At 69.3% G+C, this 16771-nt stretch carries 21 protein-coding genes; 6 read left to right on the top strand and 15 right to left on the bottom strand.

Annotated elements, in window-relative coordinates:
- Positions 1-214 precede the first annotated feature (214 nt).
- Positions 215-547 (top strand): plasmid stabilization protein, encoded by a 333-nt coding sequence (locus ABZ822_RS02690; protein WP_360845984.1) that lies wholly within the window; start codon positions 215-217, stop codon positions 545-547.
- Between the two features lie 224 nt (positions 548-771).
- Entirely contained in the window at positions 772-1797 is a 1026-nt protein-coding gene (locus ABZ822_RS02685) for a YihY/virulence factor BrkB family protein (RefSeq protein WP_360845983.1), read from the top strand.
- A gap of 37 nt (positions 1798-1834) precedes the next feature.
- On the opposite strand, the gene ABZ822_RS02680 is transcribed toward ABZ822_RS02685, so the two are convergent.
- Positions 1835-3634, bottom strand: coding sequence for a thiamine pyrophosphate-requiring protein (locus ABZ822_RS02680; RefSeq protein WP_360845981.1), 1800 nt, complete (start codon positions 3632-3634; stop codon positions 1835-1837).
- 256 nt (positions 3635-3890) lie between these two features.
- Between ABZ822_RS02680 and ABZ822_RS02675 the strand changes: the two genes are divergently transcribed.
- Both ABZ822_RS02675 and ABZ822_RS02670 read left to right on the top strand, forming a co-directional pair.
- Positions 3891-5096: a glutamate--cysteine ligase gene (locus ABZ822_RS02675; RefSeq protein WP_360845979.1), complete on the top strand. Its 1206-nt coding sequence runs from the start codon at positions 3891-3893 to the stop codon at positions 5094-5096.
- A gap of 13 nt (positions 5097-5109) precedes the next feature.
- The gene (locus ABZ822_RS02670; protein ID WP_360845977.1) at positions 5110-6156 is read left to right on the top strand and encodes an iron-containing redox enzyme family protein; all 1047 of its coding nucleotides are present in this window, start codon (positions 5110-5112) and stop codon (positions 6154-6156) included.
- Here ABZ822_RS02670 and ABZ822_RS02665 read toward each other — a convergent pair.
- From ABZ822_RS02665 to ABZ822_RS02600, 14 genes are all read right to left on the bottom strand, one after another.
- Entirely contained in the window at positions 6118-6312 is a 195-nt protein-coding gene (locus tag ABZ822_RS02665) for a CDGSH iron-sulfur domain-containing protein (RefSeq protein ID WP_360846977.1), read from the bottom strand. The genes ABZ822_RS02670 and ABZ822_RS02665 overlap by 39 nt on opposite strands.
- A 100-nt stretch (positions 6313-6412) precedes the next feature.
- On the bottom strand, positions 6413-7048 hold the full coding sequence (locus ABZ822_RS02660) for a HemK2/MTQ2 family protein methyltransferase (RefSeq protein ID WP_360845975.1): 636 nt from the start codon (positions 7046-7048) through the stop codon (positions 6413-6415).
- Positions 7049-7137: 89 nt separating this feature from the next.
- Entirely contained in the window at positions 7138-8220 is a 1083-nt protein-coding gene (locus ABZ822_RS02655) for an NAD-dependent epimerase/dehydratase family protein (protein ID WP_360845973.1), read from the bottom strand.
- A gap of 109 nt (positions 8221-8329) precedes the next feature.
- Complete coding sequence (locus ABZ822_RS02650) at positions 8330-8683, bottom strand: gas vesicle protein K (protein WP_360845971.1); 354 nt, start codon at positions 8681-8683, stop codon at positions 8330-8332.
- Positions 8670-8951: a gas vesicle protein gene (locus tag ABZ822_RS02645; RefSeq protein WP_360845969.1), complete on the bottom strand. Its 282-nt coding sequence runs from the start codon at positions 8949-8951 to the stop codon at positions 8670-8672. The genes ABZ822_RS02650 and ABZ822_RS02645 overlap by 14 nt, the downstream gene beginning before the upstream one ends.
- Positions 8952-8954: 3 nt before the next feature.
- Positions 8955-9890 (bottom strand): GvpL/GvpF family gas vesicle protein, encoded by a 936-nt coding sequence (locus tag ABZ822_RS02640; RefSeq protein ID WP_360845967.1) that lies wholly within the window; start codon positions 9888-9890, stop codon positions 8955-8957.
- Positions 9887-10264: a gas vesicle protein gene (locus ABZ822_RS02635; protein WP_360846974.1), complete on the bottom strand. Its 378-nt coding sequence runs from the start codon at positions 10262-10264 to the stop codon at positions 9887-9889. Before ABZ822_RS02635 ends, ABZ822_RS02640 begins: the two co-directional genes overlap by 4 nt.
- A gap of 32 nt (positions 10265-10296) precedes the next feature.
- On the bottom strand, positions 10297-10824 hold the full coding sequence (gene gvpO / locus ABZ822_RS02630; protein ID WP_360845965.1) for a gas vesicle protein GvpO: 528 nt from the start codon (positions 10822-10824) through the stop codon (positions 10297-10299).
- A 3-nt stretch (positions 10825-10827) separates the two neighbouring features.
- Positions 10828-11079, bottom strand: a complete 252-nt coding sequence (gene ccmI / locus ABZ822_RS02625) for a c-type cytochrome biogenesis protein CcmI (protein ID WP_360845963.1) — start codon at positions 11077-11079, stop codon at positions 10828-10830.
- 2 nt (positions 11080-11081) lie between these two features.
- Complete coding sequence (locus ABZ822_RS02620) at positions 11082-11894, bottom strand: GvpL/GvpF family gas vesicle protein (RefSeq protein WP_360845961.1); 813 nt, start codon at positions 11892-11894, stop codon at positions 11082-11084.
- Positions 11891-12331 (bottom strand): gas vesicle protein GvpJ, encoded by a 441-nt coding sequence (gene gvpJ / locus ABZ822_RS02615; RefSeq protein WP_360846971.1) that lies wholly within the window; start codon positions 12329-12331, stop codon positions 11891-11893. The genes ABZ822_RS02620 and gvpJ overlap by 4 nt, the downstream gene beginning before the upstream one ends.
- A 12-nt stretch (positions 12332-12343) precedes the next feature.
- Positions 12344-13423, bottom strand: coding sequence for an SRPBCC family protein (locus ABZ822_RS02610; RefSeq protein ID WP_360845959.1), 1080 nt, complete (start codon positions 13421-13423; stop codon positions 12344-12346).
- Positions 13424-13429: 6 nt separating this feature from the next.
- A complete protein-coding gene (locus ABZ822_RS02605) occupies positions 13430-13981 on the bottom strand; it encodes a hypothetical protein (RefSeq protein WP_360845957.1) in 552 nt (183 codons plus the stop codon).
- A gap of 512 nt (positions 13982-14493) precedes the next feature.
- Complete coding sequence (locus ABZ822_RS02600) at positions 14494-15393, bottom strand: SDR family oxidoreductase (RefSeq protein WP_360845955.1); 900 nt, start codon at positions 15391-15393, stop codon at positions 14494-14496.
- A gap of 633 nt (positions 15394-16026) precedes the next feature.
- On the opposite strand from ABZ822_RS02600, the gene ABZ822_RS02595 reads away from it, so the two are divergent.
- Complete coding sequence (locus ABZ822_RS02595; RefSeq protein ID WP_360845953.1) at positions 16027-16263, top strand: DUF5133 domain-containing protein; 237 nt, start codon at positions 16027-16029, stop codon at positions 16261-16263.
- A gap of 206 nt (positions 16264-16469) precedes the next feature.
- On the top strand, positions 16470-16661 hold the full coding sequence (locus ABZ822_RS02590; RefSeq protein ID WP_360845951.1) for a hydrophobic protein: 192 nt from the start codon (positions 16470-16472) through the stop codon (positions 16659-16661).
- The last annotated feature ends 110 nt before the right edge of the window (positions 16662-16771 follow it).

The following is a 16771-nucleotide window of genomic DNA, read 5'->3' as shown; positions in this document are numbered from 1 at the left end:
CGTTCCGCCGCTTCGGGCAGGGCTCCCCCTCCCTCGCACGGAACAACTCCAGCTGCGCTCTGCTGCCGCGCACCCGCCCGTCACGCGACCTCTCTCGCGTAGCGCCCAGGCACCGCGGGCACTCCCGCAACCCGGTGATTCTCTATCCGTGGGGTGCATGGGCGGCCTCCGGTGTGGAACCCGATGACTGCTACAGCACAAGGGAGGTATCGCCATGCCCGCAGGGTCGAACCAGAAGCGTGAACGACAGTACGAGCGGATCAAGGAGAGCCAGGAGGAGAGGGGCGCCTCGACCGGTCTGGCCAAGGAGATCGCCGCTCGCACGGTGAACAAGGAGCGCGCACGCTCCGGCGAAGCGAAGACCGCCAGCCGCACCTCCACGAAGGACCCCAAGTCCGCACCCCAGCGTGGCGGCGAGCGGTCCGGCAAGGGCACAGGTCCAAAGGGTCCCACCCGCGACCAGCTCTACAACGAGGCCAAGAAGAAGAACATCGAAGGTCGCTCCTCGATGACCAAGGACGAACTCGCCAAGGCTCTGGGCCGCTGACCAGGGACGGCGGACGACCCTGGGACGGTGGCCACCGAGCGCGGCTCGGTGGCCACCGTCCGTGCCGCTGTCCTCGCCTGAGCGGGGCCTTCCCTTACGGTTGGCACAGGTCGCGCGAGCGCAGGACGCGCTGCCTTCTTCTGTGACGCACGAAGTGGTTTTGTCCCACTTTTTCGGTTACCCGACTCCGGGCCGGGACCGCGTCAGAGGAAGAGGGCCGCGCCATGGCACCGGAAGACAAGAACCGACGGGACGAGACCGGCGTCCCCGAAAGACTCGGGCCCGCCCCTGAGGTCGAGGCGGCAGCCCCCGACCAGCCCACGACGCTGGACAAGCGCTCCTGGTCGGCCGTGCTGCGACGCACGCGCAAGGAGTTCATGGACGACGAACTCCCCGACCGCGCCGCCTCGCTCACCTACTACGCGGTCCTCTCGATCTTCCCGGCCCTGCTGGTCCTCGTCTCGCTGCTCGGGGTGATCGGCGCATCGGCCACGGATCAAGTCCTCGACAACATCCAGCAGTTCGCTCCGGGCTCGGCACGCGACATCCTGAACTCGGCCGTCGATCAACTCCAGCAGAGCAGCACCACCGGTGGCGTGCTGGCCGTCGTCGGTCTGATCGGTGCCGTGTGGTCCGCCTCCGGCTACGTCGGTGGCTTCATCCGGGCCTCCAACACCGTCTACGACGTGCGCGAAGGCCGACCGGTCTGGAAGGTCACCCCGCTCAGGCTGGGTCTGACACTGCTCCTGATGATCCTCCTCGCCGCCAGCGCCCTCATCGTCGTCTTCACCGGGCCGCTGGCGCAGCGCGCGGGCGAGCTCATCGGGCTCGGGGAGGCGGGCGTGACCGCGTGGAACATCGGCAAGTGGCCGGTGCTGGTGGTGCTCGTGACCCTGATGATCGCCCTCCTCTACTGGGCCGCGCCCAATGTCCGCGGGCGTGGATTCCGTTGGGTGACCCCGGGGAGCTTCCTCGCCCTGCTGATCTGGCTGGCCGTATCGGCGGGCTTCGCCGCCTACGTGGCGAACTTCGGCTCGTACAACAAGACCTACGGCACGCTGGCCGGCGTCATCGTCTTCCTCGTGTGGCTCTGGCTGACCAATCTGGCCATCCTGCTCGGGCTGGAATTCGACGCCGAACTCTCACGGGAACGCGTCGTCGCGGGTGGGCATCCCGAGGAGGAAGAGCCCTACGTCGAGCCGCGGGACACCCGTACCTGGCCACCCGGCCGAGGAGGCCGAGCGGCCTGAACGGGACGTCCGGCCGCCCTGTCAGGGGCCCGTCCGCCTAGTCAGCGGCCGGCCCGGATCCCGGCAGGAACTCCTGCAGCTTCGCCTTGAGTCCTCGCTTCGCCACATCGCCCCGGTCCGGGTCGCCCTTGAGCAGCGACTTCGCCGTGGCCTCCATCTGGTCCCAGGTCGCGTGCGGCGGAATCGGCGGCACCGAGGGGTCCGTGAGGAACTCCACCACCGCGGGGCCGTCCGCGGCCAGGGCCTCCCGCCACGCCGGTTCCACTCCCTCGGGCTTCTCCACCCGGATACCGGTCAGGCCCATCGCGGAGGCCAGCGCGGCATACGAAACGTCGGGAAGCGCCTGCGAAGGCTCGAACTGCGGGGCGCCTCCCATCGCCCGCATCTCCCACGTCACCTGATTGAGGTCGCGGTTGTTCCACACGCCGACGACCAGCCGCGGGTCGTCCCAGTCCTGCGCATACTTCGCCGCGGTGATCAGCTCCGCCGCGCCGTTCATCTGCATCGCTCCGTCCCCGACGAGCGCGACGGCGGGCCGGTCCGGATGGGCGAACTTCGCCCCGATCGCGTACGGGACGGCGCAGCCCATCGTGGCCAGCGTCCCCGAGAGCGAGCCGCGCATCCCCTCGCGGAAGCGGAGGTGACGCGCGTACCAGTTGGTCACCGACCCCGAGTCGGCTGTGACGATGGCGTCATCCGGCAGCAGCGGGCTCAACCGGTGCGCCACGTACTCGGGGTTGATCGGGTCGGCGGACAGCTCGGCGCGCCGTCGCATCACGTCGTCCCACCGCTCGACCGCGGCACAGATCTCGTCGTACCAGTCCCGTGCCTCGTTCCGGCGCAACAGTGGGATGAGCCGGCGCAGTGTCGCCGCGGCGTCGCCGATGAGGTTGACCTCGTAGGGGTAGCGCATGCCGATCATGTGCGGGTCGTGGTCGATCTGCACGGCCCGGGCCTTTCCGTACTCGGGCAGGAACTGCGAGTACGGGAAGCTGGAGCCGATGGTCAGCAGGGTGTCGCAGTCACGCATCAGCTCGTAGGAGGGGCGCGTGCCGAGGAGCCCGATCGGCCCGGTCACGTTGGGGCGGTCGTCCGGCAGCACATCCATGCCGAGCAGGGCCTTGGCGATCCCGGCGCCGAGCAGCTCGGCGACCTGGACGACCTCGGCCTTGGCGCCCGCGGCGCCCTGACCGACCAGGACGGCGACCTTGTCCCCTGCGTTGAGGATCTCGGCGGCGTGCTCCAGCGACTCCTGGGCGGGCACGGTCTCCCAGGCGCTGCGGTCGAGGCTGGAAGGCACCATCTTGAAGGCGTGGGAGGGCTCGGAGTACGTCATGTCCTGGACGTCCGCCGGGACGATCACGGCGGTGGGCGCACGGCGGCCGTACGCGGTGCGCATCGCCCGGTCCAGGACGTTCGGAAGCTGCTCCGGGACGGTCACGGTCTCCACGAAGTCCGAGGCGACGTCCTTGTAGAGCGCGTGGAGGTCGACCTCCTGCTGGTACGAGCCGCCCATCGCGGACCGGTGTGTCTGGCCCACGATCGCCACGACGGGGACGTGGTCGAGTTTGGCGTCGTACAGCCCGTTGAGGAGGTGGATCGCCCCGGGGCCCGAGGTCGCGGCGCACACACCCACCCGGCCGCTGAACTTGGCGTAGCCGACCGCCTGGAACGCCGCCATCTCCTCGTGTCGTGCCTGGATGAACCGCGGGGTGTTCCCGGCGCGGCCCCAGGCGGCCAGCAGTCCGTTGATGCCGTCCCCGGGGTAGCCGAAGACGTCGGCGACATCCCATTCGCGCAGTCGGGCAAGAATGCGATCGGCAACGGTCTCGCTCATCTGGTGGAGCTCCTTTCGGCAGAGAGGGACCGCGCCGGGTTGCGAATCGTCCGGGCTCGTCGTCCCGTGCCTCCGGGTGACCGGAGTGCTGCGCAGGGAAACGCAGCCATGGCGGCGGAAAGCGGCCATTCCGGGGTGTGGAGGGGCGCCGGGGGGACCTGCACCGGACGTCTGCACGAGGCTTTCGCCGTACGTGTTTGGGGCGGCCCGGGGCGCGGCACTCGCGAGGGGATCGGCGAGCGACCCAGGAGGCGCGATGGCGGAGGTGATCAATGACAGCCTGCCGATGGGCGGTCACGATCCGTCGTCCGTCCCGCCGGGGTGGACGGTCGGTGTGGAGGAGGAGTTCCTGCTCGTCGACCCCGTGTCGCGGCGTTCCGCGCCGCGAGCCGCCGCCGTGCTGGCCCGTCTGACGGAGGTCTTCCCGGCCGCGCCGGATGCCGCGGTGAAGCCGGAGTTGCTGAGCAGCCAGGTCGAGGCGGCCACGGGCGTCTGCACGGACCTCGGTGTGCTCAGGTACCAGCTCGCGCTCGGGCGGCACCTGCTGGGGGATGCCGCGCGGGCCGAAGGCGTACGGCTGGTGTCCTCCGGAACCCCGGTGCTGACGGGGCCCGTCGGAAGCACCCACGGCGAGCGCTTCGCGGAGATCGTGCGGGTCCATGCCGGCCAGGTGACGGACTACCAGGCGTGCGGCTGCCACGTGCACGTCGGTGTCCCTGATCGGGAGAGGGCGGTCGCCGTGGTCAACCATCTGCGGCCGTGGCTGCCGACGCTGCTGGCGCTGTCCGCCAACTCCCCCTTCGATCGCGGCCATGATTCGGGCTACGCGTCCTGGCGCATGATGGAGCAGGCCCGGTTCCCGGGTGCGGGTGTGCCGCCCTGGTGCGGGTCCGCCCGGGAATTCGACACCAGGGTGGCGCGGCTGGTGGAGGCCGGTGCGTTGATCGACTCCGCGATGTCGTTCTGGCTGGCCCGGCCCTCTCCGCAGTGGCCGACGGTGGAGGTCCGCACCGCCGACGCACTCGGCGTTCCGGGGGAGGCGGTGCTGCAGGCCGGCCTGACGCGCGGGTTGGTGATGACGGCCCTGGACGATCTCGCCCGCGGACGGGAAGCGCCTCAGGGCGACGATCAGCTCCTCGCCGCGGCGCTGTGGTCCGCGGCGCGCTACGGTCTCGACGGTCCCGCGGTGGATCCCGCGGACGCCCGGCGGATCCCGGTGCGCAGGGCGGTCGACCGTCTGCTGGAGCACGTGACTCCGGCTCTGGAGTCGACGGGCGACCTGGGCACCGTAGGAGAAGCGCTGGCGCGACTGCGGCAGACGGGATCAGGCGCGCATCGCCAGCGTACGGCCTACGTTCACGGCCTCCCGGCGGTCGTGGACCTGCTCGTCGAACAGACCTCCCCTTCCCCCGCCTCGCGGCGGTCCACGGAGAACGACGAAGTCACGAGGACGAAGCCATGAACGGGAACGCGCGATGAACGCCACGCTCGCGGGTGTGCCGCCCGAGGACGGAACCACCGCCGGGCCCCGGCTCCCGGAGGCCAGGGGGCCGCTGTCGTCCGGCGTGCAGGAGGCGTTGGCCCGCGAGCCGCGGCGGAGCATGCTGCCGCCCATGGACGAGGTGGCGTGCGCCGATCCCTTCGGCGCGGATCTGCAGCTGGCCCTCTACGTCTGCTACGAACTGCACTACCGGGGCTTCGCCGGCGTCGACGCCGGGTGGGAGTGGGATCCCGAACTGCTGCGGCTCCGGGGGGCGATGGAGCGCTGCTTCCACGCGGCGGTGCTCGATGAGGTCCCGGGCGGCACAGATGTCGCGGGAGAACTCGACGCGCTGCTGGTGGAGCCGCTGCACCCGTCCGGCATCTCGCACCACCTGAAACGGCAAGGCACCTGGCTCCAGATGAGGGAGTTCTTCGTCCACCGATCGATCTACCACCTCAAGGAAGCCGACCCGCATGCGTGGGTGATTCCCCGGCTGGAGGGCCGGGCCAAAGCCTCTCTGGTCGCCGTGGAGTTCGACGAGTTCGGGGGCGGTCACGCCGATCGCTTGCACGCCAAGCTGTTCGCCGATCTCATGACCGGAGCGGGCCTCGATCCCACGTACGGGGCCTATGTGGACGCCGTCCCGGCGGCCGCCCTCGCCCCCGTCAATCTGATGTCGTACTTCGGCCTGCACCGGGCCCTGCGGGGCGCTCTCGTCGGGCACTTCACGGCCGCGGAGATCACCACGGCGCCCAGCGCCGCCCGCATGGTCCAGGCCCTGGACCGCATGAGGGCGGATGCCGCCTGCCGGCACTTCTACGCCGAACACATCGAGGCGGACGCGGTGCACGAGCAGGTCATGCGCCGCGACGTGGTCGGCGGTCTGCTGGCGGACGAGCCGTCATTGGCCCGTGACGTCGTCCTCGGCGTTCAGGCGACCGGTCTTCTGGAGGAGCGCCTGGAGCGCGAGGTGCTCTCCGCCTGGGAGGAGGGGCGCTCCTCACTCCTGCGGCCGTTGCCGACGGGAGGATCCTCCTGAGCGGCGCTCCGGTGCGGGTGAGCGGCGCTCCAGTGCGGGTTCGCGTGCGCGGCGGCGGTGACTGGTGTCGCACCATGGCTGCGTAGCGCTGCGGCCGCAGGTGCACAGGGCCACCATGAACCGTTCGGAGACGGCCGTGCTCCCGTCCTCGAGCACCACTTCCACCGGCCCTTCGATCAGCAAGGGGCCCCCTTGCTCGCTGAACACGCGACGTGGGGTGCCCGGTTGCTGCGCGTCGGGGCTCCGGGGGGTCTCGTCAGGGGACGAGTGGCCGGTCGGCACGGATCACCACCAACTCCTCGGAGTTCTGTTCCGGATCGATCAGGCCCCGCTCGCGCAGGTGCGGAGCGTGGGAGCGCATCACCGGTCCGAACGGCTCGACTGTCCTGTCGACAACGGCGGCCTTCAGCCCCCCGTCCCGCAGCATGTCCAGCGTCCGCGGTGCGTTGCAGAGTGCGGAGTGGACGAGCAGGAGCAGCCCGCCGGGCGCGAGGTGTCCAGGCGCATGCCGGCAGATGCGGTCCACCACGGACCGCCCGTCGCCGCCCGCGTACCAGGCACGGTGGGCCTTTCCTCTCGGCGGGAGGCCGGGCGAGACCACATAGGGCGGGTTGGCCAGCATCACGTCGAAGACCTGCCCCTCGACGGGAGCCAGGAGATCACCCCGCAGCGCGCGCACGGACAACCGTCGTACCCGCGCGTTGAAGCGGGCCGCGAACACCGCACGCGCCGAAGTGTCCACGGCGGTGACCCCGGCGGCTCCGGCACGGGCGGCGGCCAGAGCGACCGCGCCGGTTCCGGTGCACAGGTCGAGTACCCGGGCCGCCGGTGGTAGCGACAGCCCTTCCAGTGCCCTGGCCAGGAGGAACGTATCCGCCTGTGGTGCGTACACCCCTGGTGGCCTCAGAAGAAGCACCCCACTCGACTACCACGGACATACCACCTCAAACTGCTCGGGCGCAGCATCGGTCTCGGGCGCCCTCACGGGCGCTGTCCGACCCCGGTCGCCAGTTCCTGGAAACGGCGGCGCGGACGGTTCCTCGCGAGCGGAGGCGTCTCCATGCCGGATCCCTGCCGCAGCCCCCGCAGGAAGTCGGCCAGCGCCTCCTGCGCGGTGTGCCGCGGCGTCCAGTCCAGTTCCGCCCGCGCTCTGCTCGTGTCCATCACCGGCAGCCGCAGGACGGCGTCGAAGAGGTCGGGCGAGGCGGGCAGCAGATGGAGCCGCCACGCGGCCGCAAGCGCCGTACGGGCAGGTCCCGCGGACAGGCGAACGACACGCGCGTCCAGGACCTCGGCCAGGAGTTCGGCGTCGACCACGGGATCCGAAGCCAGGTTGAAGGCGCCCTGGGCCCGCCGGATGATCGCCCGCCGGAACGCGTCCGCCGCGTCCCTCGAGTGCAGTACCTGGAAGCGCAGCCCCGGCAGGTCCGGCACCACGGGCAGCAGCCGGGGACGGACCAGGCTCTGCGGGAGGAAGGGACCGGCGAACAAGCGACGCTGCTCGGTGGCCGACTCCTCCTTGAAGATGAACCCCGGTCGCATGCGCGCCACACGCACCTGGGGATTCTCGAGTTCGAACGCGTCCAGGACGCGCTCCACGTAGGCCTTCTCCCGGCAGTACGCGGCCTGTGGCCAGCCGTGGGTGGGCCAGGACTCGTCCACGGCCTGATCCTTTGGCCCGGGTGAATAGGCGCCGACGGAGGAGGAGTACACGAGTGACGGCACGTGCGCTTCCGCGACGGCCTCGAAGACGCCGACGGATCCCAGGACGTTGGTGCGCCAAGTCATCGCCGGCTGGTGCGTGGGCTGGAAGAGCCAGGCGAGATGGACGACGGCATCCGCACCGCTGAACAGTTCGACGAGGTCGTGTCCTTCGCCGATGTCCGCTTCCGCCCAAGTCGTCTTGGGTGGCGCCCACGCGGGCCGTCTGCGCGCAATCCCGACGACGGATTCGACGGCAGGGTCGGCGGCGAGCGCCTGGACGACGCCCGTTCCCACATTGCCGGTCGCACCGACGACCACGACGCGCAGGCCGCCGTCGCGTGTGGAGGCATGACGATTCATGACGCATTCCTTTCGTCGTCGCCCGTCGTCATCCGTCCGCTCGGGGTACCCCTGCAGCCTGGAGGGAAACGACAGGCCCGGCGGTCCGACCAGCGGGCGACGGCGCTCCTCAGTCGCGAGGCAGCAGTGGCCCGAGCGGACCGAGGTCGATGTTGAGGTCCTCCGGCTCCAGGCCGAACTCTTCACGGAGTTCGTCCATCCGCTCCTCCAGTGCCATCAGGGTCAGACCGAGCTTCTCGATCTGCTCCTCGCTCAGTCCTCCTTGCTCGACGCGGCGCAGTGCCTGGCGTTCCATGAGCTGCCGGAGGAGTTCGATGATGGTGAGCACTAGGCCCGCGAGGCCGCGCTCGACCGATTCGGGATCCACTTCGAGACGGCGGCGCACGCCCGACGCGTCCCGCTCCGTCTCCCGTGCGTGCGAGGCGCGGTAGGGCGGGCCGTCCCTGCGCTCACGCCGCGGCATCGGGGCCTCCGGCCTCCGCGGCTGCGCCGAGTTCCGGGCGCTGAGGATCGACGAACCGGGCGTCCTCGCCCTGGGCGACGGCGTCGCGTACGGACGCCACGAGGGCGCGCAGCGAAATCTGTACCAGGTCGATGTCGGCGATGGTCAGGGTGATGTCACCGCTGATCACCACCCCGCCGGCGAGCACCCGGTCCAAGAGGTCGACGAGCGCGATCTCGCGCCCCCGCATGCCCTGCGGGGTGGCGCGTGTGGGCGGGGCGCCGGTCACGATCTACACCTCGTCCGGGGTGGTGCCCGATGCGCGGCCGTACTCCGCCCGGGGGCCGGTGCTCGTTGCGGGATGCGCCTGTCCCTCCTCGACACCGGGATCAGCAGCGGGATCGGATGCGGTGAACGAGTACGGGGGCCACGGTCCGCTGAGCTCCAGCCGTACGTCGGGGAAGCGGGTCCTCAAGTCGGCAACGAGAGCGGCGAATTCCTCGGCACGGGCGTCTGCAACGAGGTAGGAGTTGTTGAGGACCATCCAGCCCTCGTACTGGGCGAGACGTGCGTCCTGCGGTCGGTGCTCGGCTCGGTCGGTGGCCAGCGAGACGAGTGCGGCGTCGATGTCGGCCGCGCGCTGGATCGCGCGCTCATGAGCCGTGTCCTGGCTCTCACGTTCCGCCTTCCGCCGGAGCAGATAGTCCGTCCCCGGCCGTGCACCTCCGCCGCTGCTCTCCCGCGACGCGCTTCTCGCATCGCTCTGACCGCCACCGGAAGCAGCATCACCCGCCGCGAACCTGCGGGGGTCGACATAGCCTTTGACGCCCCATTCCGTACGGCCCTCCACGCGTTCCAGAGCCGCCAGAAGGTCCTCGCGCCGCTGCTCGAGGAGGGACCGGACCCGGTCGTCGTCGTGGTAGACGGTCGCGAAGCGCAAGGGGACGACGGCCGCGAGCGCGGCGACCGCGGCATCGATGATCCGGTGGTGGGCGCGGGCGGCGTCCTCCAGCCAGGCGAGGTCCTCCAGGTGCTCGCGCAAGGCCTCTTCGCTGAAGTCGGTCAGCGGCACGGAGCCGACGACAGCGGCCAGTTCGCCGCTCTCGACGCGGCGCACGGCCTCGCCGGCCACCCCGGACAGATCGCCTCCGACGGGCCGCGAGCCTGTCCCGGCGGCGCGGGAGATCGCGTACACCCAGGTGGCGTCGGCCCCTTGCCGATCGTTCACGGCTCGTCCTCCCCACCCTCGGTCCGGGGCCGCTTGCGGCGCTCCTCGCCACCGGACCCGCGACGGGTCTCCAGTTCCTCCGTCATCCTGGACTCGAGGTCACCGATCCTGCGCCGTAGCCGCTCGTTCTCCTCCAGGACGTCGCGCTTGCCCGCCGAGAGGGTCGGGTCGTGCTCCCACCAGTCGATGCCCATCTCCCGGGCGCGGTCGACCGACGCCACCAGAAGGCGGATCTTGATCGTGAGGAGCTCGATGTCCAGGAGGTTGATCTGGATGTCGCCGGCGATGACGATCCCCTTGTCCAGGACCCGTTCGAGGATGTCGGCGAGGTTCGCGGGCTCCCCCCGCCGGGCGGGCTCGTAGGACTCGCCCATGCGTCGGCTCGGGGGATTCCACCCGGTGCCCATCAGCTCTCCTCGGGCCTGCTGCGGTAGTAGCGCCGCTCGCGGCGGTACGAGAGGAGCTCTCCCTCCTCGTCCACGTCGACCCGGTACTCGGCCAGGATGTCGGTGGAGTCCGGGACGCGGTGGGTCTCCACGATCTCGATTCCGACGCGCCAGCCCTCCTCGCTGTGCTCCAGCGAGGTCACGCCCTCCGGCTGTCTACCGGTGAGCGACGTGACGTGCAGGGCGGCCTGGACCGCGGCATCACTGGCCGTCAGACGGCGCGTCCCGCTCGTGGTCTCCTTCGGCGGAGCCGACGTGCCGGAAGTGCGCTCCGTTCCGGAGGTGCGCTTGGTCGCCGTACGACCGGAGCTGCCCGACGTGGTCTTCTTCGCCGCACGCCCTGAGCCGCCGGACGTGGTCCTCGTCTTCCGCTCCCGGCGTTCGGTCCGCTGCTCAGACTGCTCCTCGGCGCGGTCGCGCTCGGCCGCCTTGGACCCGGAGGCGCGCGCCCCGCCGTTCTCGCCCCTGGAACGCTTGGCCGCGGGCATCGCTCACACCCCCGCGCCCTTGTCGGTCTGCCGGGAGGCGAGCAGCCGGCGCACAAGTTCCTGCTCCTGCCGCGACGCCTCCTCTTCGCTGATGTCGCCCGATGCCCTGGCGTCGGAGACCTCTTCGAGGCGTTCGCGGATCACGGCGGGGTCGGTGGTCTGGCGCAGCGCCTCGTCGCGGATCCGCTCGCTGATCCACACCACACCCCGTACGGGAGCCAGGGGCAGCGTGAGCAGTCCGGTCAACAGTCCCATGGCTACCGGTCTCCCTTGGGTTCGCTCAGCGCGTCGTCGACGAAGTCATAGGCGGCGACGGGGCCGAGCAGGCGGAACCGGACCCTGCCGTGCCAGCTCCGGGCCAGCGCCTCCGCGGCTTCCTCGAACTCCTTGCGGCGGCTGTCCTCGACCAGGAACGCCGAGTCCACGACCCCGTCGGCGGATGCCGGTTCGGTGGACTTCACGGCGGCCGAGAAAGGCATCAAGTGCTCCTCCACAGCGGCGGCGTCCACGCGTCGCTTCTCGGCAACCGCCTGAGAGACGAGCTCCCCGAGTTGGATTCTGCCTTCGTGCGCGGCCTCTGCGGCTACTCCGACCAGTTCTTCCCGAAGCTTCCGGATGTCCTCGCGCTCCTCCAGGACCTCGCGGAGGACGGCATCCTCCTCGTAGCGCGCCCGGAGCGTGAACTGAGCCTGGTCCGCGAGCCGTTCGACGGCCCGGAGGAAGTCGTCACGGCCGTTCTCCAGCAGTTCGTCGATCACGGCGCTGTCGTCCGGAAGCACGCTTCCGAAGCGGAAGGGGAGGACGACCAGGTCGGAGGCTGCCAAGGAGTCCAGTACATGGGCGTGGGCGTGGAGGTCTTCCGGAGTGCCCAGGGGACGGTCCAGCGGGACCTCGCTGACGATCGCGGCGATTCCGCCCTGCGCCACCAGCCGTACTTCGGCGTCGGGGTCCGCCACCGCGGGCAGCTTCTCCAGCACGTCCGTGTCATCGGGTTCGGACACGATCCCGTAGACGTAGCAGGCACGCTCGGCCTGTTCGGGCACCTCGGGCATCGAGTCGGCGGTCGTCATCGCTCACGCTCCTTGCGGCTCGACCGGGAGGACCGGGAGCTGCGGCGCGGCCGCTCCTCGGGCTCCCGCTTGTCCTCCTCCTCGTCCTTGTCGTCACTCTCGAAGGCATCGCCCACCTTCTCCTTGACGCCCTCCAGCACTCCCTTGGTCTTGCTCTCGGCACCGCCTTCCCTGATCTCCTCCATCATTCCGGGGAGGCCGCGTGTCTCGGTTCCGCTGCGGGCGAGGTCGAGACGGTTCACGCGCTCGGCGAAGCGCAGATAGGTGTCGACGCTGGCGACGACGATGCGGGCGTCGATGGTGAGCAGTTCGATGCCCACCAGGGACACGCGAATGTAGATGTCGATGACCAGGCCCTTGTCCAGGATCAGGTCGACAACGTCGACCAGTCCGCTGGAGGACGGCCTGTCCAAGTAGTTGCTGCGTTGGCTGGCCATGGTCACGGTTGCTCACCTCGACGTGGCTCGTGAGCGACGCCGGGGGCTCTGCGTCGACTTCCCTGTGCGGCCCTTGGAGCCGTCGGGGTGCGCGTCCTCGTCCTCGGCCTCTTCCTCGTACTCGTCCTCGGGCTCTTCTTCCTCCTCTTCCTCGCCCTCGTCTTCTTCGACGCCCTCTTCGTCTTCGTACTCGTCCTCGGGTTCTTCTTCGTACGCGTCCTCGGGCTCTTCTTCGTCCTCGTACTCGTCCTCCGGCTCTTCCTCCTCGCCGGTGCTGACGACTTCGCCCTCGTGGATCTCGCCCCGCCACCCCTCGATCTCCTCGGGGTTGAGGAAGGCGTCGGTCATGACGTGACGGCGGAAGTGCTTCAGCTCCAGACGCACCCGCCGCCCCTGGGCCCGCCAGATGTTGCCCGTCTGCTCGAAGAAGCCCTGCGGGTGGTACTGCAGCACCAGCAGGATGCGTGTCAGATTCGGCGTCAGCTCATGGAAGGTGACCGCACCGTCCACATGGCCCTTCTCCGCCTTGGACTCCCAGACGATCATCTCGTCCGGCACCTGCTCCAGGATCGTCGACTGCCACTTCCGGTGGGACCAGAGAACCTGCGCCTTCCACTCCAGTTCCGCCTCCGTCTCGCCCTGCTCGACGTCCTCCACCTTCTTCATGAACGTCGGAAAGTCCTCGAACCGGGTCCAGTAGTCGTACGCCGTCGAGACCGGAACCCCCACATCGATCTGCTCGACGATGTTGGTGACCTTGATCTTCGAGCCCTTGTCACCCCCGCCGCCCCCGTCACCGCCGGTCAAGGCCTCCATGGCCTTGTCCTTCACTTTGGACAGGCCACCTCCGAGCAACGCCCCCACCGGCGACTTCCCACCGGTGAGCGCGGTCATAAGTCCCAGCCCGCTGCCGTCCGGTCCGACATTCGCCAATCGTTCGGTGACGCCGCCCACCTTGTCGCTCAGCGAACCCGCCGCGCGCTCCGCGAGCACCATGAGCAGGTCTTGCACCTGCTCCTTCAGGCGGTCGGTGTGCAGGTCCTGGCTCAGGCCGCCGTTTCCGCCTCCGCTGCCGCTGGACCGATCAGCCATACGTCATCACCCTCGGCTCCGGGCCGAGCCACGCGAGTCGCCTGCACCGCTCGACCGACGCGAGCTGCCCTTACCCGTGCTCCCCGAGCTGCTGGTGGACTTCTTCGACGCAGCACCGGACTTCGCCTTGGACGAGGTCCCGCTCCCGGACTTCGCCCTGGACGCGGTTCCGGTGCCGGCCTTGGATTGCCGCTGAGTCGATCGGCGCTTGCTGTCCGCAGGTTCCTCGTCGTCATCCTCCGTAGCCTCGGCCCCGCTGGAAGGCCGGCCGCGCAGTGTGGAGGTCCCCTGCTCCAGGCGGTCGCTCAGAGCATCGACACGATGACCGACCGCGTTCACCGCGGCGGCGCGGCCCGCTGATACGAGTTGTCCGCGCAGCGTCCCGACGAGCCTTTCGACCTCGGGCGTCTTGACCAGGTCGAGCGCCTTGCCCAGGCCAGGGCTCCCCACGCGACGACCGGCTGCGAGTGCGGCCAGCGTGACGGCCAATCGCGCCTTGCGCGTGCGTCCGAGGATGTAGCCACCGGCGACCGCTGCGGCCACCTGCCCGTTGTTCATGATCCTCGTCTCCTCCCGTTGCGGCCGACTGGTCGCCGGAGCCTGAGGACGCCGGTGCAGCGTCCGGCATGCGAGTACCACATCCGCAGATAATGAGACATTTAGGGCGCAGGTCGCCTCAAGGTAGCCTCGACATGGTGTGACCACACCCCGTGGCGTCACAACCGCATGGGGTCGTCCCCGGGGTTCGTGCGGGCCGGATTTGGATCACCGCCTAAGTCGCAATCGAGCTGTGGCGGAGACGCACGCATGAGCCGCGAGGTCGGAGCCGAGTTCGTTGGTCGTCCTCCCCGATGGCGTGGAGCTCGTCCAGCATGGGTGCGACCCAGGCGTCGGCGATGTCGTCCCAGTCGTAGCGGACCTGGGACTGCGCCACTGGATGGCCGTACGCGGCCGGGTGTGATGTCGGTCTGGTCGACCGAGTAGATCTCCAGCCTGCGGCCGCGGCTGAAGAGGCGGCCATGCCCTTGTCCCTGGTCCGCCCGAGCGTCGGTCTTCTTGTTGACCGCGGGTCAGGGCAGGGGAGTGCCGCCGGTGGCGTTGACGACCTCGGCGGTGATGTAGCTGGCTTCGGGGGAGGCCAGGAAGACATAGGCGGGCGCCATTTCCACCGGTTGAGCTGCCCGGCCGAGGGGTGACTGCTTCCCGAACTTGGCCGTGTCGGGAAGCGTGGCGGGGATGAGCGGGGTCCATACCGGGCCTGGGGCGACGGCGTTGACCCGGATGCCACGTTCGGCCAGCGTGGCTGCCAGGCCTTGCGTGAAGGTGACGATGCCGCCCTTGGTGGTGGCGTAGTCCAGCAGGTGAGGGCTGGGCTTGTAGCCCTGGACCGAGGCGCTGTTGATGATGTTGGCCCCGGCCTTCATGTGGGGGAGGGCCATCTTGCACAGCCAGAACATGGCGTAGAGATTCGTGCGCATGACGCGGTCGAACTGCTCGGTGCTGATGGACTCGATACCCTCAGGCTGGGACATCTGGTAAGCGGCGTTGTTCACGAGAACATCGATTCCGCCGAATTCGTGAACCGCCCGGTCGATCAGCCTCCGGCAATCCTCTTCCTCCCGCAGATCGCAGGGCACGGCAACCGCCCGGCGGCCTGCTTGCTGGACCATGCGGGCCGTTTCCTGTGCGTCTTTCTCCTCTTGCGGAAGGTAGCTGAAGACGACGTCGGCACCTTCCTTGGCGAAGGCGATCGCCACCGCACGGCCGATGCCTGAATCACCTCCGGTGATCAGGGTCTTGAGGTCCTTCAACCGGCCGCTGCCGCGATAAGAGGTCTCGCCGTGATCCGGTTCGGGGTCCATGTGCTCGGTGAGCCCAGGATGCTCCTGGTCCTGCTGAGGAAACTCCGGCCTCGGATGCTTCTCGACCGGGTCTTGCGCCCTGCCCTGCCGTCCGGCTTCCTGTGCCACTTCGTTCTCCTTTGCTGGTTCACTTCCGCCGCTCCTGGTACCACTCGCCCGGAAACAAGGCCACCGGGTGCATCTGGGAGAGACGGGCAGCTCATTGCACTGGGCTGCTTGCGGTTCCGACTCGGGAAATGCCCATTCCCCTCCTGCGTCGCCCGGTCCGCAGGAGGCCCTCGGCTCGTCGCTCGGCTGTGAGCGGTTCGAGTCCAAGGTGAGATCATGACGCTTCGTCGTGGCTCGTGATCCCGTTCTACCCGAGGCGCGGGATGTGCCGGCGGTTCGGGCAATCGCCTTCTCGAACTCGCTCCGGCTCATGCTGGAGCGGCCCGAGAAATCCGCTGGCACGGTTCGCTCGTAGAGCTCCGCCTTGGTCAGTCCACTGAGGCATTGCGACTCGCCTCATATCCACCGTGGCCATGTCTGCGATCACCCTTTCTTGCGGCAACAGTCCGTTCTTGTCGCCAGGCCCGGGTGCGTTTTCCGGTGGTGCCTGCCACGGGTTCCCTCCGCCCTCCGGTGGCAAAACACCCAGGGCTGGCAAACCACTTCTGGCCCGGAGAGCCGGGTGGAATGAGACGTGGTGGGGGAGGGAAGGCGGGCGGTGCATCGCTGAGCGCCCCCGGAAGGAACACCCCCATGCTTATGGCTCATCCCGCGGTTCTGACCGACCTCATCGCCCAGTACGAGGCCCTGCAGGCTGTGCAGGCCGGCGAGGGCGGGCTGGAAGCGCAGCAGAGGTTTGCCGACGTTTCCTACACGCTGTGTGTGGCCACCGGCACGCGGGATGTCGACGCGGCCCTCATCGCCGCCCGCCATCAGCTTCCCGGGGCTCGCGTCCAGGACGATTCGTTGCTCAGCGCGGAAGCGGCATGACAGGGGCGGTGGGCGACACTGTCGTCGCCCACCGCCACCTATGGGTCGAAGGCCGACGGCACGGGCGAGCTGGAGACCACCACACACGATCCATCCCACCCGCTGCACTGCGGCATGACAGCAGCAGCCCTGGGCGCGAATTCCCAAAAGGAAGTCTTGCAAACTCACAGGCTTGCGGGCATGGCGGGATTCGGTCCGGGCACACGATGTCTCGGAGGTTGATAACTATGGTTCCCCTGCTTCTCGTTCTTCTTCTGGCACTGCTCCTTTTCGGCGCAGGATTTGCCATAAAGGCCCTGTGGTGGATCGCCGTCATCGTCCTGGTCGTCTGGCTGCTCGGCTTCGTGATGCGCTCCACCGGAGCCGGCGGACGCAGGGGCCGCTGGTACCGCTGGTAGACAGACCAGCCGCAACCTGCGTGGGACGGGAACCAGAGATCTGGTTCCCGTCCCACGTATGCACGGGGTCATGGGTGCCAGGACGAAATTCGCCGGACAAACCACGCCGG

This window comes from Streptomyces sp. NPDC047108, from assembly GCF_040643575.1.
Lineage (GTDB): Bacteria > Actinomycetota > Actinomycetes > Streptomycetales > Streptomycetaceae > Streptomyces.
The sequence above is the reverse complement of the archived record's forward strand: the minus strand, read 5'-3'. Positions and strand labels throughout refer to the sequence as shown.

Bases quoted from the DNA above. Each gene is read 5' to 3' on its own strand.
- ABZ822_RS02690 (WP_360845984.1), top strand. From the start codon at position 215: ATGCCCGCAGGGTCGAACCAGAAGCGTGAACGACAGTACGAGCGGATC.
- ABZ822_RS02685 (WP_360845983.1), top strand. From the start codon at position 772: ATGGCACCGGAAGACAAGAACCGACGGGACGAGACCGGCGTCCCCGAA.
- ABZ822_RS02680 (WP_360845981.1), bottom strand. From the start codon at position 3,634: ATGAGCGAGACCGTTGCCGATCGCATTCTTGCCCGACTGCGCGAATGG.
- ABZ822_RS02675 (WP_360845979.1), top strand. From the start codon at position 3,891: ATGGCGGAGGTGATCAATGACAGCCTGCCGATGGGCGGTCACGATCCG.
- ABZ822_RS02670 (WP_360845977.1), top strand. From the start codon at position 5,110: ATGAACGCCACGCTCGCGGGTGTGCCGCCCGAGGACGGAACCACCGCC.
- ABZ822_RS02655 (WP_360845973.1), bottom strand. From the start codon at position 8,220: ATGAATCGTCATGCCTCCACACGCGACGGCGGCCTGCGCGTCGTGGTC.
- ABZ822_RS02650 (WP_360845971.1), bottom strand. From the start codon at position 8,683: ATGCCGCGGCGTGAGCGCAGGGACGGCCCGCCCTACCGCGCCTCGCAC.
- ABZ822_RS02635 (WP_360846974.1), bottom strand. From the start codon at position 10,264: ATGGGCGAGTCCTACGAGCCCGCCCGGCGGGGGGAGCCCGCGAACCTC.
- gvpO (WP_360845965.1), bottom strand. From the start codon at position 10,824: ATGCCCGCGGCCAAGCGTTCCAGGGGCGAGAACGGCGGGGCGCGCGCC.
- ccmI (WP_360845963.1), bottom strand. From the start codon at position 11,079: ATGGGACTGTTGACCGGACTGCTCACGCTGCCCCTGGCTCCCGTACGG.
- ABZ822_RS02620 (WP_360845961.1), bottom strand. From the start codon at position 11,894: ATGACGACCGCCGACTCGATGCCCGAGGTGCCCGAACAGGCCGAGCGT.
- gvpJ (WP_360846971.1), bottom strand. From the start codon at position 12,331: ATGGCCAGCCAACGCAGCAACTACTTGGACAGGCCGTCCTCCAGCGGA.
- ABZ822_RS02610 (WP_360845959.1), bottom strand. From the start codon at position 13,423: ATGGCTGATCGGTCCAGCGGCAGCGGAGGCGGAAACGGCGGCCTGAGC.
- ABZ822_RS02605 (WP_360845957.1), bottom strand. From the start codon at position 13,981: ATGAACAACGGGCAGGTGGCCGCAGCGGTCGCCGGTGGCTACATCCTC.
- ABZ822_RS02595 (WP_360845953.1), top strand. From the start codon at position 16,027: ATGCTTATGGCTCATCCCGCGGTTCTGACCGACCTCATCGCCCAGTAC.
- ABZ822_RS02590 (WP_360845951.1), top strand. From the start codon at position 16,470: ATGTCTCGGAGGTTGATAACTATGGTTCCCCTGCTTCTCGTTCTTCTT.